At 60.7% G+C, this 21,447-nt stretch carries 24 protein-coding genes; 15 read left to right on the top strand and 9 right to left on the bottom strand.

Features of this window, described 5'->3' with window-relative positions:
* The first annotated feature begins 102 nt into the window (after positions 1 to 102).
* Positions 103 to 2,946, top strand: a complete 2,844-nt coding sequence (locus AC3WRD_RS04450; protein ID WP_096817343.1) for a class I adenylate cyclase — start codon at positions 103 to 105, stop codon at positions 2,944 to 2,946.
* Positions 2,947 to 2,953: 7 nt separating this feature from the next.
* Here the strand turns inward: AC3WRD_RS04450 and rnk are convergent, their stop codons facing one another.
* The 3 genes from rnk to cyaY all read right to left on the bottom strand — a co-directional run bounded on the left by rnk (position 2,954) and on the right by cyaY (position 4,054).
* Positions 2,954 to 3,364 (bottom strand): nucleoside diphosphate kinase regulator, encoded by a 411-nt coding sequence (gene rnk, locus AC3WRD_RS04455; RefSeq protein WP_065258140.1) that lies wholly within the window; start codon positions 3,362 to 3,364, stop codon positions 2,954 to 2,956.
* A gap of 128 nt (positions 3,365 to 3,492) precedes the next feature.
* Positions 3,493 to 3,717, bottom strand: coding sequence for a DUF1289 domain-containing protein (locus tag AC3WRD_RS04460; protein WP_096817341.1), 225 nt, complete (start codon positions 3,715 to 3,717; stop codon positions 3,493 to 3,495).
* Positions 3,718 to 3,721: 4 nt separating this feature from the next.
* Positions 3,722 to 4,054 carry an iron donor protein CyaY gene (gene cyaY, locus AC3WRD_RS04465; RefSeq protein ID WP_007951887.1) on the bottom strand — a complete coding sequence of 111 codons (333 nt, stop codon included), beginning with the start codon at positions 4,052 to 4,054 and terminating at the stop codon, positions 3,722 to 3,724.
* Positions 4,055 to 4,293: 239 nt separating this feature from the next.
* Between cyaY and lptM the strand changes: the two genes are divergently transcribed.
* From lptM to AC3WRD_RS04495, 6 genes are read left to right on the top strand one after another with little or no spacing between them, the layout of a single operon-like run.
* Positions 4,294 to 4,467, top strand: a complete 174-nt coding sequence (gene lptM / locus AC3WRD_RS04470) for an LPS translocon maturation chaperone LptM (protein ID WP_085731736.1) — start codon at positions 4,294 to 4,296, stop codon at positions 4,465 to 4,467.
* Between the two features lie 9 nt (positions 4,468 to 4,476).
* Positions 4,477 to 5,724, top strand: coding sequence for a diaminopimelate decarboxylase (gene lysA / locus AC3WRD_RS04475; protein ID WP_096817340.1), 1,248 nt, complete (start codon positions 4,477 to 4,479; stop codon positions 5,722 to 5,724).
* A 4-nt stretch (positions 5,725 to 5,728) separates the two neighbouring features.
* Positions 5,729 to 6,559 (top strand): diaminopimelate epimerase, encoded by an 831-nt coding sequence (dapF, locus tag AC3WRD_RS04480; protein ID WP_102620726.1) that lies wholly within the window; start codon positions 5,729 to 5,731, stop codon positions 6,557 to 6,559.
* Positions 6,560 to 6,572: 13 nt separating this feature from the next.
* The gene (locus tag AC3WRD_RS04485) at positions 6,573 to 7,298 is read left to right on the top strand and encodes a DUF484 family protein (protein WP_096817337.1); all 726 of its coding nucleotides are present in this window, start codon (positions 6,573 to 6,575) and stop codon (positions 7,296 to 7,298) included.
* Between the two features lie 2 nt (positions 7,299 to 7,300).
* Positions 7,301 to 8,200 (top strand): tyrosine recombinase XerC, encoded by a 900-nt coding sequence (gene xerC, locus AC3WRD_RS04490; protein WP_007951897.1) that lies wholly within the window; start codon positions 7,301 to 7,303, stop codon positions 8,198 to 8,200.
* Entirely contained in the window at positions 8,197 to 8,901 is a 705-nt protein-coding gene (locus AC3WRD_RS04495; RefSeq protein WP_102620725.1) for an HAD family hydrolase, read from the top strand. Before xerC ends, AC3WRD_RS04495 begins: the two co-directional genes overlap by 4 nt.
* A gap of 65 nt (positions 8,902 to 8,966) precedes the next feature.
* On the opposite strand, the gene sutA is transcribed toward AC3WRD_RS04495, so the two are convergent.
* The 4 genes from sutA to glnK all read right to left on the bottom strand — a co-directional run bounded on the left by sutA (position 8,967) and on the right by glnK (position 11,751).
* Positions 8,967 to 9,293, bottom strand: coding sequence for a dormancy-specific transcriptional regulator SutA (sutA, locus tag AC3WRD_RS04500; RefSeq protein WP_007951900.1), 327 nt, complete (start codon positions 9,291 to 9,293; stop codon positions 8,967 to 8,969).
* Between the two features lie 102 nt (positions 9,294 to 9,395).
* Positions 9,396 to 9,821, bottom strand: a complete 426-nt coding sequence (locus AC3WRD_RS04505) for a secondary thiamine-phosphate synthase enzyme YjbQ (protein WP_085731425.1) — start codon at positions 9,819 to 9,821, stop codon at positions 9,396 to 9,398.
* A gap of 216 nt (positions 9,822 to 10,037) precedes the next feature.
* The gene (locus AC3WRD_RS04510; protein ID WP_102620724.1) at positions 10,038 to 11,375 is read right to left on the bottom strand and encodes an ammonium transporter; all 1,338 of its coding nucleotides are present in this window, start codon (positions 11,373 to 11,375) and stop codon (positions 10,038 to 10,040) included.
* A 37-nt stretch (positions 11,376 to 11,412) separates the two neighbouring features.
* Positions 11,413 to 11,751 (bottom strand): P-II family nitrogen regulator, encoded by a 339-nt coding sequence (glnK, locus tag AC3WRD_RS04515; protein ID WP_002555808.1) that lies wholly within the window; start codon positions 11,749 to 11,751, stop codon positions 11,413 to 11,415.
* Between the two features lie 413 nt (positions 11,752 to 12,164).
* Between glnK and AC3WRD_RS04520 the strand changes: the two genes are divergently transcribed.
* Positions 12,165 to 12,431 (top strand): accessory factor UbiK family protein, encoded by a 267-nt coding sequence (locus AC3WRD_RS04520; RefSeq protein ID WP_102620723.1) that lies wholly within the window; start codon positions 12,165 to 12,167, stop codon positions 12,429 to 12,431.
* A 46-nt stretch (positions 12,432 to 12,477) separates the two neighbouring features.
* Here the strand turns inward: AC3WRD_RS04520 and AC3WRD_RS04525 are convergent, their stop codons facing one another.
* Together AC3WRD_RS04525 and AC3WRD_RS04530 are read right to left on the bottom strand one after the other, a co-directional pair.
* Positions 12,478 to 12,783: a HigA family addiction module antitoxin gene (locus AC3WRD_RS04525; protein ID WP_096817330.1), complete on the bottom strand. Its 306-nt coding sequence runs from the start codon at positions 12,781 to 12,783 to the stop codon at positions 12,478 to 12,480.
* 7 nt (positions 12,784 to 12,790) lie between these two features.
* The gene (locus AC3WRD_RS04530; RefSeq protein ID WP_096817328.1) at positions 12,791 to 13,069 is read right to left on the bottom strand and encodes a type II toxin-antitoxin system RelE/ParE family toxin; all 279 of its coding nucleotides are present in this window, start codon (positions 13,067 to 13,069) and stop codon (positions 12,791 to 12,793) included.
* Positions 13,070 to 13,392: 323 nt separating this feature from the next.
* Here AC3WRD_RS04530 and AC3WRD_RS04535 point away from each other — a divergent pair, with 323 nt between their 5' ends.
* The 7 genes from AC3WRD_RS04535 to AC3WRD_RS04565 all read left to right on the top strand — a co-directional run bounded on the left by AC3WRD_RS04535 (position 13,393) and on the right by AC3WRD_RS04565 (position 21,442).
* Positions 13,393 to 14,886: a YifB family Mg chelatase-like AAA ATPase gene (locus tag AC3WRD_RS04535; RefSeq protein WP_102620722.1), complete on the top strand. Its 1,494-nt coding sequence runs from the start codon at positions 13,393 to 13,395 to the stop codon at positions 14,884 to 14,886.
* 333 nt (positions 14,887 to 15,219) lie between these two features.
* A complete protein-coding gene (locus tag AC3WRD_RS04540; RefSeq protein ID WP_244142421.1) occupies positions 15,220 to 16,425 on the top strand; it encodes a hypothetical protein in 1,206 nt (401 codons plus the stop codon).
* A gap of 74 nt (positions 16,426 to 16,499) precedes the next feature.
* Positions 16,500 to 17,048, top strand: coding sequence for an adenylyl-sulfate kinase (locus AC3WRD_RS04545; protein WP_096817323.1), 549 nt, complete (start codon positions 16,500 to 16,502; stop codon positions 17,046 to 17,048).
* On the top strand, positions 17,045 to 17,794 hold the full coding sequence (locus tag AC3WRD_RS04550) for a class I SAM-dependent methyltransferase (protein ID WP_096817321.1): 750 nt from the start codon (positions 17,045 to 17,047) through the stop codon (positions 17,792 to 17,794). The genes AC3WRD_RS04545 and AC3WRD_RS04550 overlap by 4 nt, the downstream gene beginning before the upstream one ends.
* Before the next feature lie 6 nt (positions 17,795 to 17,800).
* Complete coding sequence (locus AC3WRD_RS04555; protein WP_102620721.1) at positions 17,801 to 20,116, top strand: PEP-utilizing enzyme; 2,316 nt, start codon at positions 17,801 to 17,803, stop codon at positions 20,114 to 20,116.
* Positions 20,113 to 20,709 carry a gamma-glutamyl-gamma-aminobutyrate hydrolase family protein gene (locus tag AC3WRD_RS04560; RefSeq protein ID WP_102620720.1) on the top strand — a complete coding sequence of 199 codons (597 nt, stop codon included), beginning with the start codon at positions 20,113 to 20,115 and terminating at the stop codon, positions 20,707 to 20,709. The genes AC3WRD_RS04555 and AC3WRD_RS04560 overlap by 4 nt, the downstream gene beginning before the upstream one ends.
* Before the next feature lie 19 nt (positions 20,710 to 20,728).
* Positions 20,729 to 21,442, top strand: coding sequence for a phosphocholine cytidylyltransferase family protein (locus AC3WRD_RS04565; RefSeq protein ID WP_102620719.1), 714 nt, complete (start codon positions 20,729 to 20,731; stop codon positions 21,440 to 21,442).
* Positions 21,443 to 21,447: the final 5 nt, after the last annotated feature.

Consider the following 21,447-nt stretch of genomic DNA (forward strand, 5'->3'; position numbering starts at 1 on the left):
CAAAAAACAAATTCAGCTTAATGCTCGCGCTGCACAGGCGCTAAACTCCCCCGCATTCCGTGACCCTCTGCCTCCGAGCCCTGCGAGCCGGTTTGAGTCGACATGACCCGCACCCATGAAATCCGCCCCGACCTGGACGAGGGAATCGACCGCAAGGTACTCAGCCAGCTGCGCGCACGCTTTCTGAAACTCAACGAAGGTCGCCTGAGCCGGGCGCTGGAAGGCCTGTCGACGCGCCAGCAAAGCGTGCTGACCTTGCTGCCGCTGTTTTTCCACGTCAATCATCCGCTGTTGCCCGGCTATGTTTCGGGTAGCACACCGGCCGGGTTGTCGAATTACGAGCCGGACGCCGACGCCCTCACCGAAGCCCAGCGCCTGACGCGTTCGTTTTCCTATAAGCCGCGCCACGGCAGCAATCCGCCACGGCCGATTCATGGCCTGTTCCTGATGGGCAGCCTCGGCACCCTCGCCCAGGCCGACCAGAGCGACATGGACGTGTGGGTGTGCCACGCCCCCGACCTGAGCGACAGCGAACTCGCCGAGCTGCGTAAAAAGTGCCAGTTGCTCGAAGTCTGGGCCGCGAGCCAGGGCGCGGAGGCGCATTTCTTCCTGATCGACCCGACACGCTTCGTCAAAGGCGAGCGCGATACCCAGCTCAGTTCCGAGGATTGCGGCACCACCCAGCATTATCTGCTGCTGGACGAATTCTACCGCACCGCGATCTGGCTGGCCGGGCGTACGCCGATCTGGTGGCTGGTGCCGGTCTACGAAGAACGGGCCTACGATCAGTACACCCACACGCTGCTGTCCAAACGCTTTATCCGCAACGATGAAACCCTCGACCTTGGACCGCTGGCGCACATTCCACCGGGCGAATTCGTGGGCGCCGGGCTGTGGCAGCTGTTCAAGGGCATCGAATCGCCTTACAAGTCGGTGCTCAAGCTGCTGCTGATCGAGGTCTACGCCAGCGAGCACCCGCAGGTGCAGTGCCTGAGCCTGCGCTTCAAGCAGGCGGTATTCGCCAACCGGCTGGACCTCGACGAGCTGGATCCGTACATGGTGGTTTACCGCCGGATCGAGGAATACCTCACCGCACGCAACGAACCGGAACGACTTGAACTGGTGCGTCGGGCGCTGTACCTCAAGGTCAACCGCAAGCTCACCGGCAACAGTCGCACCCAGAGCTGGCAGCGTTCGTTGCTGGAAAGGCTGGCCAGCGAATGGCACTGGGACCAGCGTCAGCTTGCGCTGCTCGACAGTCGCAGTCAGTGGAAAGTCCGTCAGGTCAGCGCCGAGCGCCGGGCCCTGGTCAACGAGCTGAACTACAGCTACCGCTTTCTCACCCAGTTCGCCCGCACCGAGCAGACTGTCAGCCTGATCAACAAACGTGATCTCAACGTTCTCGGCCGACGCCTGTACGCCGCGTTCGAACGCAAGGCCGACAAGGTCGAGTTCATCAACCCCGGCATCGCCCCGGATCTGGCCGAAGACACCCTGACCCTGGTGCAGTCGCCGAACAAAAAGGAACCGGGCCAAACCCAGTGGGGCCTGTACAACGGCAGCCTGACGGCGCTGGAGTGGGAACACTTCGCACCGATCAAGCGCAGCCGCGAGTTGCTGGAACTGCTGACCTGGTGCCATCGCAACGGCGTGATCGATAGCAGCACACGACTGGCCCTGCATCCCGGCACCAGCGACCTGAGCGAGTTCGAGCTGTTCAACCTGCTCGGTAGCCTGCAACAGAGCATCGCCCTGCCCTTGCCCACCGTTGCCGAAGAACCGCTGCTGCACGCCAGCGTGCCGAGCGAAGTGCTGATACTGGTGAATGTCGGGGTCGACCCGCTCAAGCATCACCGCGACCTGAACATCCTGATGACCACCGAGCGCACGGACTCCCTGAGCTATGCCGGCGTGCGCGAAAACCTGGTGCTGACCCTCGATCAGGTCACGCTCAACAGCTGGAACGAAGTGCTGGTCAATCGCTTCGACGGCCCGCATGCGCTGCTCGATTGCCTGCGCGACTACCTCAACAACCTGCCGCGCGGGCCGCAACAGCCATCGTTGCGGGTGCGTTGCTTCTGCCACAACCGTGCGCAGTTCATCGCCCGCCGGGTGGAAGAGATCGTCGACACCGCTCAGAACCTGCTGCTCAGCGACTTGAATCACCGCTACCTGATTCAGGTGCAACAGCACTATCACGTACTGGAACTGGTGCCGGGCCAGGTCAGCCATGTCGCTCTCGCTACCCTGCCGGCGCTGCTCGATTACCTGGGCGAGGAGCAACCGCGCTACAGCCCGCTGCACCTGGACCCGATGGCGCTGGAAGACCACGACCTCGCGCTGATCCTGCCGATGGGCCAGCCCGAATGCATTCAGGTGTTCTACCGGATCACCGAACAAACGGCCGAGCTGTACGTGCTCGACGAATTCAATGCGCTGTGGCAACAACACTTGCCCTATCACGACGAGCAAAGCCTGTTGGTGCCGTTGCAACGGTTCCTGCAATCGATCCAGTTCCGTCGCGAAGCACTGCTGCCGATGGACTCGAACCACGCCGCCAGCCTTGAAATCTTGTATTACCAGTTATTGCCTTCAGGACCGGGACGCGCGCGACGCGTCGAAATGCGCCCGGCACCGCAGACCCCGGTCAACAAGCCGTTCTACGACGTGCAGGCGATCATCGGCAAAGCCGCACCGGGCGAAGTGCAGGTCACGTTGTATTGCAATCAGCGGGAATTCAGCGAGCTGGAACATGGCGACCAGCTGTTCAGCGTGGTCGCCCGGGAGATTGTCGGGCAGCGCCGGGAAACCGAGCGCTACCGCTGCTACATCACCGACCTCGATCTCTCGGGTGTGATCGGTGACGGGCAGAGTTCGAGCAATCTGTATCTGCGTTACAAGGCTGACCTGGAGCGCTCTCTGAACGAGGCGCTCGAGCAGGTCTGAGGCAGGGTTACTCCGGGAAGTCGCCGCCGTTGGCCGGCTGCGATTCGACTTCCAGCAGGGTCAGCTTCAGGGTCTTGCCACCCGGTGCCGGCCAGTCGATGTGCTGGCCGACTTTCAGGCCCAGCAGCGCACTGCCGACCGGGGCCAGGATCGAGATTTTGCCTTCATCGGCGTTGGCGTGCTTCGGATAAACCAGAGTCAAGTGATAGTCCTTGCCACTGCCCTCTTCGCGACAATGCACACGGGAATTCATCGTCACGACATCGGCGGGCACTTCATCGTGGCCGACCAGCGTATCGGCGCGGTCCAGTTCGGTTTGCAGCGCGATCACGCCCGGCAGCGTGTCATCCAGGCTGTCGATCAGGCGCTCCAGACGTTGCACGTCCAGACGGGTAAGGGTGATGGAAGGTGCGGTCATGATCCGGGCAGACTCCTTTCTTCTGCACACAAAAAAAGCAAAACCCCGCCAAAAAAGACGGGGTTTTCACCAGGCCTCGATGGGTTGAGGCGTTTCCGGACACTATCACAGCTCAAAAAATATACAAGCTACGCTCCGGCGAGCTGTCGGCGTTGCATCGCCTGCGCGCAGATTACCCGGCGGCGCTCGTCATCGGCCGAGCGCCACTCGCGGATGTCTTCGACATGGCGCATGCAGCCGAGACAGACCTTCTGCTCATCCAGCCGACACACGCCAGTGCACGGCGAAGGCACGGCCGGGCTGACGTTGCTGTAGAGCGGCTTCGGCGGACGGGCGGGAGCGGTGTCAGTCACGAAATCACAGGCCTTCGAAATCGAATTCGGTACCGGCCTGCTGCTTGACGATGCGCTCGAGCATCTCGCCCAACTGCTCTTCGCTCTTGTCGCACATCCAGCGTTCGCTTTCTTCGTCGTAATCGAAGTGGAAACCACCGGAGACAGCGGCCAGCCACAGCTGACGCAGCGGTTCCTGACGACTGAAGATCAGCTGGGTGCCGTTCTCGAACTTGACGGTCAGCACACCGGCCGAGTTCTCCATGTCGATGTCCAGGTCGCTGTCGTCGAAGATGTCTTCCAGTTTTTCCTGGGTTTCATCGACCAGATCGTGGAAACGGGCTTCGGACAAACTCATTGCGGCAACCTCAAAAAATGTCTGATCAGGCTCAAGCGCCGCAAGATACGGTCGCTGCCAGCCGATTGCAAAGGATAACGACCAAGCGCCCTGCCCGGCGACGAAATATGCACCCGTCACGCGGGAAAAGTTTCTTCGCCGCAGCCCGAGCCCCGCCGGACGGGAGTTCCGTCGCATAGGCAAGCTGCCGGGTGGCCGGTATACTCCGGCGCAATTAACGCATATTCAAGGATTTCGCCATGAAGCGCCTGATCTCTTCCCTTGCTGCGCTCGTCGCGGTTGCCTGTCTCGTTTCGGCCTGCGGTCAGAAAGGCCCGCTGTACCTGCCCGATGAAGATCAGGACCCGGCCGCACAAGCCCAGTCTTCGCAAAAGCAGCCTGCCTCCAAGGCACACAAGCACGACGTTTACTAAGGGATCGCCATGGACGCTTTTAACTACCGTGGCGGGGAGCTGTTCGCGGAAGGTGTGGCGCTGTCCGCCATCGCCGATCGCTTCGGCACACCGACCTACGTCTACTCCCGCGCCCACATCGAAGCCCAGTACCTGGCTTACGCCGATGCACTGGCCGGCATGCCGCACCTGGTGTGCTACGCGGTCAAGGCCAACTCCAACCTCGGCGTACTGAATGTCCTGGCCCGCATCGGCGCCGGTTTCGACATCGTTTCCCGTGGCGAGCTGGAACGCGTCCTGGCCGCCGGCGGCAGCCCTGACAAGATCGTGTTCTCCGGCGTCGGCAAGACCCGTGACGACATGCGTCGCGCGCTGGAAGTCGGCGTGCATTGCTTCAACGTCGAATCCACCGACGAGCTGGAGCGCCTGCAAGTGGTCGCCGCCGAGCTGGGCGTTGTCGCGCCGATCTCGCTGCGCGTGAATCCGGACGTCGATGCCGGTACCCACCCGTACATTTCCACCGGTCTCAAAGAGAACAAGTTCGGCATCGCCATCGCCGACGCCGAAGACGTGTATGTGCGTGCCGCGCACCTGCCGAACCTGGAAGTGGTTGGCGTCGATTGCCACATCGGCTCGCAACTGACCACCCTGCCGCCGTTCCTCGATGCCCTTGATCGCCTGCTGGATCTGGTGGATCGTCTGGGCGATTGCGGCATCCACCTGCGCCACATCGATCTCGGTGGTGGCCTGGGTGTGCGTTATCGCGATGAAGAGCCGCCGCTGGCCGCCGACTACATCAAGGCTGTGCGCGAGCGTCTCGACGGTCGTGATCTGGCGCTGGTGTTCGAGCCGGGCCGTTTCATCGTCGCCAACGCCGGCGTGCTGCTGACTCAGGTCGAGTACCTCAAGCACACCGAGCACAAAGACTTCGCCATCGTCGATGCCGCCATGAACGACCTGATCCGCCCGGCCCTGTACCAGGCGTGGATGGACGTGACTGCGGTCAAGCCGCGCGACACCGCCGCACGCCAGTACGACGTGGTCGGCCCGATCTGCGAGACCGGCGACTTCCTCGCCAAGGATCGCGAACTGGCGCTGGAAGAAGGCGACCTGCTGGCCGTGCATTCGGCCGGTGCCTACGGTTTTGTGATGAGCTCCAACTACAACACTCGCGGCCGAGCCGCCGAAGTGCTGGTAGATGGCGATCAGGTGTTTGAAGTGCGTCGCCGCGAGACCGTGGCCGAGCTGTTTGCCGGCGAAAGCCTGCTGCCGGAGTAACCCCATGCTGCTGCGTTTTACCAAGATGCACGGCCTGGGCAATGACTTCATGGTCCTCGACCTGGTCAGCCAGCACGCGCACATTCAGCCCAAGCACGCAAAAATGTGGGGCGACCGGCACACCGGCATCGGTTTCGACCAGTTGCTGATCGTCGAGGCACCGAGCAACCCGGATGTGGATTTCCGCTACCGGATCTTCAACTCCGACGGTTCGGAAGTCGAACAGTGCGGTAACGGTGCTCGCTGCTTTGCCCGCTTCGTACTCGACAAGCGCCTGACCGCCAAACGCTTGATTCGCGTCGAGACCAAGGGCGGGATCATCGAACTGGACGTGCGTAACGACGGCCAGATCGGCGTGAACATGGGCGCCCCGCGTCAGGTGCCGGCGGATATTCCGTTCCAGGCGGCCGAGCAGGCCCTGAGCTATCAGGTCGACGTCGACGGTACATCGGTCGAGCTCGCAGCGGTGTCGATGGGCAACCCCCACGCCGTGCTGCGCGTACAGGACATCAACACCGCGCCGGTGCATGAACTGGGGCCGAAGATCGAACACCACCCGCGTTTTCCGGCGCGGGTCAACGTCGGTTTTATCCAGGTCATCGACCGTAATCGCGCACAACTGCGCGTCTGGGAACGTGGCGCCGGGGAAACCCAGGCCTGCGGCACCGGCGCCTGCGCTGCTGCTGTAGCTGCGATCAGCCAGGGGTGGATGGATTCGCCACTGCTGATCGACCTGCCGGGCGGGCGCTTGTCCATCGAATGGGCAGGCCCTGGCCAACCGGTGCTGATGACCGGTCCGGCAGTGCGTGTATACGAAGGACAAGTCCGTCTTTGAGTGAGCAGAAGCCATGACCGATAAGCCTCAGGTACCCGCCCGACAGTCCGGTGAAACAGCGTCCGAGAGCCTGGAGGCGGCAGCGGTTGCCGCGTACCTGGAGGCTCATCCGGACTTCTTCGTCGAACATGAAGAACTGCTGCCGTCCCTGCGCATCCCCCATCGTCGCGGTGACACCGTGTCGCTGGTCGAGCGCCAGATGTCCATCCTGCGCGACCGCAACATCGAGATGCGTCATCGCCTCTCGCACTTGATGGACGTCGCCCGGGACAACGATCGCCTGTTCGACAAGACCCGCCGCCTGATCCTCGCCCTGATGGACGCCGCCACCCTGGAAGACGTGGTGATCAGCGTCGAAGACAGTCTGCGCCAGGACTTCCAGGTGCCCTTCGTCAGCCTGATCCTGCTCGGCGACAACCCGGCTCCGGTCGGCCGCTGGGTGACCCACGCCGACGCGCAAACCGCCATCGGCGGCCTGCTCACCGAAGGCAAGAGCATCAGCGGCAGCCTGCGCGAACACGAGCTGGACTTCCTGTTCGGCGAAGAGCAGCGCAAGCAGATCGGCTCCACCGCCGTGGTCGCTGTCAGCCACCAGGGCATCCACGGGATTCTGGCCATCGCCAGCCGTGATCCGCAGCACTACAAGAGCTCGGTCGGCACGCTGTTCCTCAGCTACATCGCCGAAGTCATGGGCCGCGTGCTGCCACGGGTCAACAGCTCCCTGCGCTCGGTACGCTGACCATGGAACGACAACTGGACGCTTACTGCGAACACCTGCGCAGTGAGCGGCAGGTGTCGCCGCACACGCTGTCGGCCTACCGGCGCGACCTCGATAAAGTCCTCGGCTGGTGCAACAAACAGAACATCGGCAGCTGGCAGGCCCTGGACATCCAGCGCCTGCGCAGCCTGATCGCCCGCCTGCATGCCCAGGGCCAGTCTTCACGCAGCCTGGCGCGCCTGCTGTCTGCAGTGCGCGGGCTCTATCACTATCTGAATCGCGAAGGCCTCTGCGATCACGACCCGGCGACCGGTCTGGCGCCGCCAAAAGGCGAACGCCGCCTGCCGAAAACCCTCGATACCGACCGCGCCCTGCAACTGCTTGAAGGTGCCGTGGAAGACGATTTCCTGGCTCGGCGTGATCAAGCGATTCTGGAGTTGTTCTACTCCTCCGGCCTGCGCCTGTCGGAGCTGACCGGGCTCAATCTCGATCAACTGGACCTCGCCGACGGCATGGTTCAAGTGCTCGGCAAAGGCAGCAAGACGCGCCTGTTACCCGTGGGTAAAAAGGCCCGGGAAGCGCTGGAGCAATGGTTGCCGCTGCGGGCGCTGACCAACCCGGCGGACGATGCGGTGTTCGTCAGCCAGCAAGGCCGACGCCTCGGCCCGCGCGCAATTCAGGTGCGGGTCAAACTGGCCGGCGAGCGCGAACTGGGGCAGAACCTGCACCCGCACATGCTGCGGCACTCCTTTGCCAGCCATTTGCTGGAGTCCTCCCAGGATCTGCGCGCCGTGCAGGAACTGCTCGGCCACTCGGACATCAAGACCACCCAGATCTATACCCACCTGGACTTCCAGCACCTGGCGGCGGTCTACGACAGCGCCCATCCACGGGCCAAACGCATGAAAGGCGACGATTCATGAGCATCCAGTTGATCACCTTCGACCTCGACGACACCCTGTGGGACACCGCCCCGGTGATCGTCAGCGCCGAAGCGGTTTTGCGCGAATGGCTGAGCGAACATGCGCCGAATCTGGGCGCGGTGCCGGTGGAACATCTGTGGTCGATCCGCGAACGGGTGCTGGCCAGCGAGCCGGGACTCAAGCACCGCATCAGTGCGTTGCGTCGGCGGGTGCTGTTCCACGCCCTGGAAGAAGCCGGTTATGCCCACGGTGAAGCCTCGGCGCTGGCGGACAAGAGTTTCGAAGTGTTTCTGCATGCCCGGCATCAGATCGAGGTGTTCCCGGAAGTCGAGCCGATCCTGGAAACCCTCGCCAAGCATTACGCCCTTGGCGTGGTCACCAACGGCAACGCCGATGTGCGTCGCCTCGGGCTGGCGGATTACTTCAAGTTTGCGCTGTGCGCCGAAGACATCGGCATCGCCAAGCCGGATGCGCGACTGTTCCATGAAGCCCTGCAACGCGGCGGCGTGAGCGCTGAAGCGGCGGTGCATATCGGCGATCACCCGGGAGATGACATCGCCGGGGCGCAGCAGGCCGGCTTGCGTGCGATCTGGTTCAACCCGGCGGGCAAGGTCTGGGAAGCAGAACGCTTGCCGGATGCCGAAATTCGCAGCCTGACCGATCTGCCCGCCGTGCTCGCCCGCTGGAACAGCCTCGGCTAGGTTTCTTTCGCCCATGAAAAAGCCCGCAGCGACGGCGGGCTTTTTCAGCAAGCAAGCGGCACGCCTCAGATAGGGCGGCTGCCGTACTTGTTGTCCGGCTTCTTGGGCGGATCGGCGACCACATTGGCCTCCACTTCCTGCACCTTGCCGCCGCGCGCAAGGAACTCTTCCATGGCCTTGGCCAGGGCATCGCGCTCCTTGTTCTTGGCTTCGATGCTCGGCAACTCATCGACCGACACCGCAGCCTTGGCCTTGCCTTTGGCAGCCGGGGCCGGCGTATCGTCACCGCCATCGTCTTCAGCAACGTCTTCCGCTGCTGCTTCCAGACCGTCCTCGGCCTCGTCTTCGTCGCCTACTTCGAGGTCGTCGTTTTCCAGATCATCGTCGCTCATGTTCTACCTCATGACTTGCGAAAAGCAGATTAGTTATAGACCAGCTTTGGCGACTGTCGAAAGTCGCCGTAAAAAAATCGGTAACCATTGGTGACCAACGGTTTATGCCTCTTCACCGTGCAAGGTGGCGAGGACTTTACGGGCACCGCCATGATCGCGGTGCTCGCCCAGGTAAACGCCTTGCCAGGTGCCCAGTGCCAGCCGACCCGCCGAAACCGGCAGGCTGATCTGGCAGCCCAGCACGCTGGCCTTGAAGTGCGCCGGGAGGTCGTCCAGGCCTTCGTCGTTATGCTCATAGCCGTCTGTTCCTTGTGGGATCAGACGATTGAAAAATCGTTCGAAGTCGCGACGTACCGCCGGATCGGCGTTCTCGTTGATGGTCAACGACGCCGAGGTATGCTGCAGCCACAAATGCAACAGACCGACCCGGCATGCCTTGAGTTCAGGCAGTCCGGCGAGCAACTCTTCCGTTACCAGATGAAAGCCCCGGGGCCGTGCCCGCAGGGTTATCAGAGTCTGTTGCCACATACAGTTCTCCGCACGTTCGGGGCGCATTCTAGCGCGCTCTGAAAAAAAACAAAGGCCCTAATATTCCTTCAATGATGTAAGCCATTGGCCGTAGAAAAACACCCGTCGTAAACACGACCAAAGCAGTACGAAAAATCCTTACAGCCATCTCAAGGATGACAAATCCCGGACAAAAAAATGCCCGGCGAACCGGGCAAGTTTTTTTGAGGCGCGTACTTACAGGTTGTAGCCGCGCTCGTTGTGTTGTGCCAGGTCCAGGCCCACAGATTCTTCTTCCTCGGTAGCGCGCAGACCCATCACGGCATCCAGCACCTTGAGGATGATGAAGGTGACGATCGCGGTGTAGATCACCGTGAAGCCGACGCCTTTGCACTGAATCCAGACTTGTGCGGCGATGTCGGTGACGGTACCGAAGCCACCCAGCGCTGGAGCGGCGAACACACCAGTCAGGATCGCGCCGAGGATACCGCCGATACCGTGCACGCCGAAGGCGTCCAGGGAGTCGTCATAGCCGAGTTTGCGTTTCAGGGTGGTGGCGCAGAAGAAGCACACCACGCCGGCGGCCAGACCGATGATCAGCGAGCCCATCGGGCCCACGGTACCGGCCGCCGGAGTGATTGCTACCAGACCAGCAACCACACCCGAAGCGATACCCAGTGCGCTAGGTTTGCCGTGGGTGATCCACTCGGCGAACATCCAGCCCAGTGCAGCGGCGGCGGTGGCGATCTGGGTGACCAGCATCGCCATGCCGGCAGTGCCGTTGGCGGCTGCGGCGGAACCGGCGTTGAAGCCGAACCAGCCAACCCACAGCATGGCGGCGCCCATCAGGGCGTAACCGAGGTTGTGCGGCGCCATCGGGGTGGTCGGGAAGCCTTTGCGCTTGCCCAGCACCAGGCACGCCACCAGACCGGCGATACCGGCGTTGATGTGCACCACGGTGCCGCCGGCGAAGTCGAGCACGCCCCAGTCACCCAGCAGCGAGCCCGGACCGCTCCAGACCATGTGCGCGATCGGTGCATACACCAGGGTGAACCAGACGCCCATGAACACCAGCATCGCGGAGAACTTCATACGCTCGGCGAAGGCACCGACGATCAGCGCCGGGGTGATGATGGCGAACGTCATCTGGTAAGTGACGAACACGGCTTCAGGGAACAGCGCCGCCGGGCCAGTAATGCTGGCAGGCGTGATGCCCGCGAGGAAGGCCTTGCCGAAGCTGCCGACGAAGGAGTTGAAGTTGACGACGTTGGCTTCCATCCCGGTGGTGTCGAACGCCATGCTGTAGCCATAAAGGAACCACAGGATGGTGACCAGGCCGGTAATGGCGAAGCACTGCATCATCACGGAAAGAATGTTTTTCGACCGAACCATGCCGCCGTAGAACAGCGCGAGGCCGGGAATGGTCATGAACAGCACGAGGGCCGTCGAGGTCAGCATCCAGGCGGTATCGCCGGAATTGAGGACTGGAGGCGCCACCGGATCTGCCGCCAAAGCCAGGCCGGGCATTACGATGGACAACAGGGCGCCTAGCCCTGCGAATTTACGCAGAGTCATATTGTTTTCTCCTGGGGCGTTGGGTTTGTGGCGGCGTTTAGATCGCGTCGGTATCGGTTTCGCCGGTACGGATGCGAATCGCCTGTTCCAGATTGACCACGAAGATCTTGCCGTCACCGATCTTGCCGGTGTTGGCAGCCTTGGTTATCGCCTCGATAACCCGATCCAGATCCTTGTCGTCGATGGCAACGTCGATTTTCACCTTGGGCAGAAAATCGACCACGTACTCCGCGCCGCGATACAGCTCGGTGTGACCCTTCTGCCGCCCGAAGCCTTTGACTTCAGTAACGGTAATGCCCTGCACGCCGATTTCGGACAGCGACTCGCGCACGTCGTCCAACTTGAACGGCTTGATGATGGCAGTGACTAGCTTCATGAAACTCTCTCCCGAATTGGTGGACTTGCCCCAGGAAAACAAACCCGACTCAAGTCTAAGCGCAGTGCCTGGCTTTGTAACGCATCGTCGGCCCTACCTGCCCGACTGACGCCAGCTAACCGCTGCTGACGAAACTCCCCGCTCCGCCTGCCGCACTGCATTCGTCACAGCGACTGCATCAGTGCATGGGTCACTACCGACTAAGCAGAAAGCTTGCCATCTCGCCAAAATCCCCTGATTTCAATCCCTTGGCCGCTGCCGAAGATGCCATCACCGAAATGGCACACGGGATACGCACAACAACGGTGCGCAGCCGTTCGTCCTTTTGCGCGAAAAGCGTGCATCCCGGCCAACGCAAATGACTATAGACACTGCGTGATACACTGCCGGCCATTGTTTCCAGGACATATCCCATGCTCGCGCCCAAAGACTTCCTCGACGCCCTGAGCGGCACCGCCTCCCGCCTGTTCAGCGGCGACACGCCATTGCCAAAAGCCGAAATCGAAAGCCAGTTCAAGATGCTGCTGCAAAGCGCCTTCAGCAAACTGGATCTGGTGAGCCGCGAAGAGTTTGATAGTCAGATGGTGGTGCTGGCGCGCACTCGCGCTCGGCTTGAGAGCCTTGAGGCGAAAGTGGCTGAGATGGAAGCGAAGCTGACGCCACCTTCAGAAACCGAATAAAAAGAACCCCACGTCATTCAACGTGGGGTTCTTTCTTTTGTAGCGATCAGGCACAGCGAGCAAGTCGCTCAACTTGATCTCTAATTGATGCCCCCCGTTCAATCTCGGCCTTGCGCAGATCGTAAGTCGATTGCAGGTTGAGCCAAAACTCAGGGGTGGTATCCAGGCATATGGAAAGCCGGAGCGCCATATCCGCGCTGACACCTCGGCGCTGCAGGACGATGTCATTCACCGTTGGCGTGGAGACACTCAAAGCTCTGGCCAATGCAGCAGCTGTCAGGTTCAGAGGCTCCAGGTATTCCTCCTTGAGGATCTCGCCTGGATGAACCGGGCGCATACCATTCTTAGTCATACTCACCTCAGTGATAATCGACGATTTCGACATCCTCGGGTCCATTGAGGCCCCAAACGAAGCAGATTCGCCATTGGGCGTTGATTCGAATGCTGTACTGCCCTTTTCGATCCCCCTCCAGAGCCTCGAGTCGATTACCTGGAGGAGATCGTAAATCAGCGAGTACAGCTGCCGCATCAAGCATCGTCAGCTTACGTTCCGCGACACTCAATATGGCTGACCAGAAACGGGTTTTACCGCTGCAGAACAGGTATTCGGTTTCAGAACACTTAAAGCTAACGATCATAATTTAAAGCTTAACGTTATGCATTAATCTTGAGTTTATTCGTGGAATCCTTGAAAGCAAATGGCCCATTGAGGTTTCACAATGGTCTCTCAATATTTTAGGAAACGGACTACTCAGCCCATCTAAGCCCCACAAAAAACTTCAGCATTTCCTACAAGAAAACCCGGCACATCTGCTTGCAATGCTGGAGAGGGCTTCCTCAGTTCTGCCCCGCAACATCCAGTGAAAGTTTGCCCAAGCAACCATCCCTCCAACACCGTCCTCCCCGACTACCCTTCAAAAACCCGCAGGAAGCGGCCCCCGATTCAACCCAAGGAATGCCCATGTCCCTCGCCATCGTCCACAGTCGCGCCCAGATTGGCGTGGATGCTCCCGCCGTCACCGTCGAAGTCCACCTGGCCAATGGTTTGCCCTCGCTGACCATGGTCGGGTTGCCGGAGGCAGCAGTGAAGGAGAGCAAGGATCGGGTGCGCAGTGCGATCATCAATTCCGGGCTGCAGTTTCCGGCGCGGCGGATCACGCTGAATCTGGCCCCGGCGGATTTGCCCAAGGATGGCGGGCGGTTCGATCTGGCGATTGCGCTGGGGATTCTGTCGGCGAGTGTGCAAGTGCCGACGCTGACGCTGGATGACGTGGAATGCCTGGGTGAACTGGCGTTGTCCGGTGCGGTGCGGGCGGTGCGCGGGGTATTGCCGGCGGCACTGGCGGCGCGCAAGGCCGGGCGGACGCTGATGGTTCCGCGGGCGAATGCCGAAGAAGCGTGCCTGGCATCAGGGCTGAAGGTGATCGCGGTGGATCATCTGCTGGAGGCGGTGGCGCATTTCAATGGGCATACGCCGATCGAACCTTATGTTTCGGACGGGTTGATCCATGCCACCAGACCCTATCCCGACCTGAATGAAGTTCAGGGTCAACTGGCCGCCAAGCGGGCGCTGCTGATAGCGGCGGCGGGCGCGCATAACCTGCTGCTCAGCGGGCCGCCGGGAACGGGCAAGACGTTGCTGGCCAGTCGATTGCCGGGGTTGCTTCCGCCTCTGGCCGAGAGTGAGGCGCTGGAAGTGGCTGCGATTCAGTCGGTCGCCAGTGGCGCCCCGCTCACCCATTGGCCGCAACGGCCCTTTCGCCAACCTCACCATTCGGCCTCCGGACCGGCACTGGTCGGTGGCAGCTCAAAACCTCAGCCCGGCGAAATCACCCTCGCCCACCACGGCGTGCTGTTTCTCGACGAACTCCCTGAGTTTGATCGCAAGGTACTGGAGGTTCTGCGCGAACCCCTGGAGTCCGGGCATATCGTCATCGCGCGCGCAAAGGATCGCGTGCGCTTCCCCGCACGTTTTCAACTGGTCGCGGCGATGAACCCGTGCCCTTGTGGATATCTTGGCGAGCCAACGGGGCGTTGCTCGTGCACCCCGGACATGGTGCAGCGTTATCGCAACAAGCTGTCAGGGCCGTTGCTCGACCGGATCGACCTGCACCTGACCGTTGCAAGGGAAGCCACTGCATTGAACCCGGCAATCAAACCCGGCGAGGACAGCGCCAGTGCAGCGATTCAGGTCGCCGAAGCCCGGGAGCGACAGCAAAAGCGTCAAGGCTGCGCCAATGCATTTCTGGATTTGCCGGGGTTGCGTAGACACTGCAAGTTATCCACAACCGATGAACACTGGCTGGAGTCTGCATGCGAACGGCTGACACTTTCACTGCGTTCGGCGCATCGGTTGCTCAAGGTTGCACGGACACTGGCCGATATAGAGAAGGTTGATGCCATCTCCCGCGAACATCTGGCCGAAGCGCTTCAGTATCGCCCAGCGACGCAATGACGGTATGGACAGGCTGTTTGCAAGTGGTCTGTGCCGGCTGAAAATAAAGTCCGCGCACGCTGATAGCCATTAGCCAAGATGTGATATAACGACGGCGCTCTTCATCAGGCACCAGAGCCTTTAGTTAAAAGCTCAAACTTTAAAGCAATATAAAATGGAGGCGGCACATCATGGAAAAGATCTCTTCAGCCCACCGGGCGCAATATACTTGATCAATTAAAATCGTCATGAGACGGCAGACTTAAAACAACTGCCGATGACAGATTTCGATGGCGAACGCGCCAAGACAATATCAATCAATTAATTGTCCACGCGCACCTAGCTGATCCAACTTTGTTTTGCCACGGCAAATTTTATAAGTACCAATCAATAATGAAAAACGTCTATCTGATCAGCAATGTCACCCGTGGCGGCAAAACATACCTCGAATACCTGATCCCTGCGCTCAATGCCCTGCGCAACACCTACAACTGCATCGTCCTGCAAACAGACAAGACGGGGCTGAGCCGGCAAGAGGCAGAAGAGATCCTCGACTACCCGGTTCAGCAGGTAGGTGTAGAAGAGATTTCGAACCTGGAATCACAAATCGTCATTTCAAACGACGCCTGGGTTGGCCGCCTGCTCGACGATTCGAACTTTGGCATCTTCATGACCCACGGCAATATCGGAATGCCGACCAAGGACAAGTATTACTACGCCGAACTGACGTCCTATTGGGACGTGGTCATTGCTTCATCCCGATCAGGTTTTGACCTGATCAAAACCGGCCTGCAACGCTACAGACCCGACAGAAAAGCCCTGAAATCCCTGATTGCCGATGGCATTGCATTGCGCACCGACATGCGCAAGACAAGTCCGGTCGCGACGTTGCCAATCAAGGTCCCCCGGTTCTTCGAGTCCGCTCCGGTGTCGAACAAGGCGTCGGGGGACTACGTTGTCGGGCTGTTGCCGACCCAATTGGGCATTTGCCCAAGTGGCGCATCGCTGTACGAAAACCTGCAAACCGTGATCAATGCCGTCAGGTCACAGATTGCACATGCCCGGTTCATCCTGCGTCCGTACATGGCCGACCTCGAGCATCCAACCCTGAAGGACCTGTGCAAACAGCTCTCTGTGTATGACTGGATCACCATAGACGAGCCAGGCACCAGCAGCACGGTTTTCTACCAGCAGTGCGACACCATCATTACCGATGCCTCGACCGGTGGTGTTTCGTTCATGCTCAACTCTTGCAAGCTGCCAATCTATTACGTTCCGACCTCCGATGAATGCAATCCGATTGTCGACGCCTGGCTGCAACAGATGAATAACCTGCTGCCCATTGCGAAAAACGGCGACGAACTAAAAGAGTTGGCACTGGGTTTCAGCCTGATGTCCCCCGACGACAATTACTTTATATACAAGAAGTTCTACGAAACGCAGTACCGCAACTTGCCGTTACCGCAGGATGTGTTTCATGACTTGATCGAAAACAAGCATGATTCGATGTTCTGCCAGTTAACCATCGACTCCTTTGGCAATATCAAAGAACGTGACTGAACACAGATAAAGCGCGTTGAACCTGCAGCAAGGTTCAACGCCATTTACCCACACGGAACACTGGTCAGAATGCTATGAAATGTGACCCTCGCGCGCAGGTGATATGGATTACGGGCCTTTCCGGCGCCGGCAAATCAACGCTGGCCGGTGAGCTCGTTGCCCGTCTGCGCAGCGATGGCCAATCGGTTGTGATGCTCGATGGCGATGAATTGCGCGAGGTGTTCGGCGCCACCGCCGCCAACTCGCAGAACCATGGCCGTGAAGGTCGACTCGCGCTGGCCATGCAATACGCCCATCTCTGCAGAATGATCGCGGCGCAAGGCCACACCGTGGTGATCGCGACGATCTCGCTGTTTCGTGAAGTTCATGCGTGGAACCGCGCCCATCTGCCCGGTTATTTCGAGGTTTACCTGAAAGTACCGGTAGAGGAACTCAGCCGCCGGGATCCCAAGGGCATCTACCGTCGGTTTCATGCCGGTGAACTGAACAACGTTGCCGGACTTGACCTGCCCATTGATGAACCGCAAGCGGCGGACTGGCTAGTTGAATTCGACCCCCTGCGCTCCGGGCAAAGCCTGGCAGACGATTTACTCAATAAAATTTATACAAGGAATCTGGTATGAAAACCGAATGGGATTACACCACCCTGGCCGACGCCTATCTGAAGCGTCCTGACTACGCCGATGCCGCCATCGACGCGATGCTCTCGATCGCAGGTGCCGAACAGGGTGACAAGTTCTGCGACGTGGGTGCTGGCGTTGCCCACCTGACGCTGATGCTGGCCGCTCGTGGCCTGGACGTCACCGCCGTGGAGCCCAACGATGCGATGCGCGCCAACGGCATCAAGCGCACCGCCGAGCTGGCCAATGTCAAATGGCACGAAGGCACCGGCGAAGTGACCGGTCAAGCGACCCAGGCGTTCGACATGGTCACCTTCGGCAGCTCGTTCAACGTCTGCGACCGCCAGCAGGCCCTGAAAGAAACCGCGCGCATTCTCAAGCCTCGTGGCTGGTTCGCCTGCATGTGGAACCACCGCAATCTCGAAGACCCGATCCAGGCCCGGATCGAAGCCATCATCAAGGAGCGCGTACCGGGTTATGGCTACGGCACCCGTCGCGAAGACCAGACGGCCGTGATCGACGCCAGCGAACTGTTCGGCCCGGTCGTACACCTGGACGCCCGTGTCATTCACGAGCAGAGCATCGAAGAATGCCTGGAAGCCTGGCGCTCCCACGCCACGCTGGAGCGTCAGGCCGGTGCGAACTTCCACGAAGTGATCAGCGCCATCGACGACTACCTGAAAGGCCTGAAGACGCCTTCGATCCAGATTCCGTACTCGACGAACATTTGGGTCGCTCAGCTGAGATAACGCCTGATGGCCCTGCATTTCTCTACCAAGGCCGGCACGCTGTCCAGCCTGCAAGGACGACTCGCGTCGGCCCGCATTGCGCCGCTGCTGGCATTCACCGTGGCGGACTGGCAACGGGATCGGCAAGCCTGTGTCCAGGCTATCCGGGGGCGGCTGCCTGCCGCTCCCTGGATCGTGCGTTCCAGTTGCGGACGCGAGGACAGCGCCCAGGCGTCCTTCGCGGGCGCCTTCCTGTCGATCCCGGATGTCGATGACACAGGGCTGGCCTCGGCGGTTGAACAGGTCATCGCCAGTTATGGCGAGGTGTATCCGTCGGACGAGATCCTGGTCCAGCCCATGCTGGGGAATGTGCTGCGCTCCGGCGTGGCGTTTTCCCACGACCCCAACACCTGCGCGCCATATCGGGTGGTGAACTGGTCGGAAGGCAGCGACACGGCCTCGGTGACCGGTGGCATGGGCGGTCGGCTCTGGCAGCAGGCGGCCCACAGCAAGGTTTCAGCGCCAGCGGCGCTCGCGCCTGTGGTCGGCTTGCTCGAAGAGTTGCTGGAGCTGTTCGGTGGCGGGCCTGTCGACTGCGAGTTTGCAGTCACCCGTGAAACCGAAGGCGAAGTGCTCTGGCTGTTACAGGCCCGGCCGCTGATTCTGCCTTCCCGTCCGGAATCCGATGCAGAGCAATCGGCCCGTCTGGAAAGCATTCAGCGCAAAGTGGCGCGCGGCATGCGGCCACATCCATTCCTGATCGGCCAGCGCACGGTCTATGGCGTGATGCCTGACTGGAACCCGGCCGAGATCATCGGTATCCGGCCCAAACCGTTGGCACTCTCGCTGTACCGAGACCTGGTGACCGACTCCATCTGGGCCTATCAGCGTCACAACTACGGCTACCGCAACTTGCGCAGCTTTCCGCTGATGCCGCATTTTTTCGGCCTGCCCTATATCGATGTGCGCTTGTCGTTCAACTCCTTCATTCCGGCAGACCTTGATGAAGATCTGGCCGGGCGGCTGGTCGACTACTACATCGATCGGTTGCTGGCTGAACCGACACTCCACGACAAGGTCGAGTTCGAGATCGTGTTCTCGTGCTACACCCTGGATCTGTCGCAACAACTGGAGCGCCTCGCCGATGCAGGCTTCCAGCCCCACGAGCTGGACGCGATCAGCACCAGCCTGCGCAAGCTGACCAACCGTATCGTCCACCCCAAGGACGGTCTGTGGCGCAGCGATGCCAACAAACTCGATGTGCTCAATGCCCGCCGCGATGAGTTGCTGGCTTCCGATGCCGATCCGCTGGAGCGCATTTACTGGCTGCTGGAAGATGCGAAACGCTACGGCACCCTGCCCTTCGCCGGTCTGGCGCGCGCCGGCTTCGTCGCCGTGCAGATGCTCAGGTCGCTGGTGTCCGTGGGCGTGTTTTCGCAGGCAGACTACGATGCGTTCATGGCCGGTGTTTCCACCGTCAGCGGGCAATTGGCACGCGACCGGGCGACGCTCGACAAGACGACTTTCCTGGCGCGTTACGGGCATCTGCGACCGGGCACCTACGACATCCTTTCACCCCGCTACGATGAAGCGCCGGAGCTTTATTTCGACTGGACTCAACGTCCAGCCGCTCCGGAACCGCTTCAACCGTTTTCGCTGACGCTGCCACAGATGCGCGAGATCGTGAAACTGCTCGAAGCCCATGGTTTGCAGCCTGATCCGGTCGGTTTGCTGGACTTCCTGCAGAACGGTATCGAACTGCGGGAACTGGCCAAGTTTCACTTCACCCGCAATCTCTCCGACGCGCTGGCATTGATTGCGCAAGTCGGTGCCGAGCACGGCATCGGTCGCGAAGACCTGGCCTATTGCGATATCCGCGCCTTCACCGAACTGCACGTGGCGGCAGCGGACCCGAAAGAAGTGCTGCTGCGCAGCATCGAACAGGGCAAGGCGCGCTATGCCGAGACGCTCAAGGTCTCCCTGCCGCCGGTGATCACCCGACCGGAAGATGTCTGGAGTTTCGAGTGGCCGGAAACGGCGCCCAATTTCATCACCCAGAAACGCGTGACCGCGCCGGTGGTGCTGTGCGACGACCGGGACAAACTCGCCGGGGCGATCGTCTGCATTCCCAACGCGGATCCGGGGTTCGACTGGCTGTTCGCCTACCCGATTGCCGGATTGATCACAGCGTGGGGCGGTGCCAATTCGCACATGGCGATCCGTGCCGGCGAACTGGGCTTGCCGGCCGTCATTGGTGCGGGTGAAGTGCTTTACCGGCGCTGGTCGACCGCAGATTTCCTGCACCTGGATTGCCCGGGCCGCCGGGTGGAGATGATGACATGAAGGTTGTCGCCGTCAGTCAGCGAGTGGACAGTCATCCGGAACGCGGAGAAACCCGTGATGCGCTGGATCAGCGACTGATCGGTTTCCTTCTGGCAGCCGGTTTTGTCCCGGTGCCGGTGCCCAACGGTTTGCCGCTCGATCACTGGCTGGCGGCTGTCGCGCCACACGCCATTGTGCTGTCGGGGGGCAATGACATCGGTCAGTGCCCGGCCCGCGACCGTACAGAAAGCGAGCTGCTGGATCACGCGCGCGCGCGTCAGTTGCCAGTGCTGGGCATTTGTCGCGGCATGCAGATGCTGGCGCACTGGTCCGGCGGCGAGCTGAAACCGGTCACCGGTCATGTGCGAACCCGGCATCAGTTGTCCGGCCGGATCGTCGCCGAAGTGAACAGCTATCACGGCCTCGCTCCTGCCAGTTGCCCGCAGGGGTTTGAAGTCATGGCCCGTAGCGAAGACGGGGAAATCGAAGCCGTCCGCCACCTTCAGCTGCCGTGGGAAGGCTGGATGTGGCACCCGGAACGTGAAGCGGATTTTGCCTTCCACGATCTTCAGCGAATCCGGCAGTTGTTCGGCGAACCCCACTCCTCTCAATAACCCACGGGATAGACGTGTTGTGAAAGCCATTATTCTGGCTGCCGGACGTGGCAGTCGCATGAAAAGCCTCACGGATGAGCGGCCCAAGTGCCTGGTCGAGTTGCGGGGCAAACCCCTGCTCGAATGGCAGTTGGAGTCCCTGCGCGCGGCCGGCATCAGTGAAATCGCCGTGGTCACCGGCTATAAGCGTGAGTTGCTGGCCGACCGTGGCCTGATCGAGTTTCACAACCCGCGCTGGGCGGACACCAACATGGTGTCGTCACTGGCCTGCGCCGAATCGTGGCTGCAGGGGCAGCCGTGCCTCGTGAGTTATTCCGATATTTTCTACAGCCCGGCGGCCGTTCAGTCGTTGATGGCCAACACGGCATCACTGGCGGTGACCTATGACCCCAACTGGCTGGAACTGTGGACGCAACGTTTCGGCGACCCGTTGCTGGATGCCGAAACGTTCCGCCTGACCGACGCCGGTACGCTGGCGGAAATCGGCAACAAGCCGCAATCGGTGGACGAAGTTCAGGGCCAATACATGGGACTGCTGCGCTTCACCCCCGAGGGCTGGGCAGAGGTCGTTCGGCTACGAGCCGAACTGACCCCGGAACAACGCGACAAGATGCACATGACCAACACGCTGCAGCGCGTCATCGATGCTGGCCAGGTTCCCGTCGAAGCCGTTGCCTACACGGGTGAATGGGGAGAGGTCGACTCCAGCGAAGACCTCTCCGCGTACCAGTAAGCGGG

The organism is Pseudomonas sp. FW215-R2 (assembly GCF_058789255.1).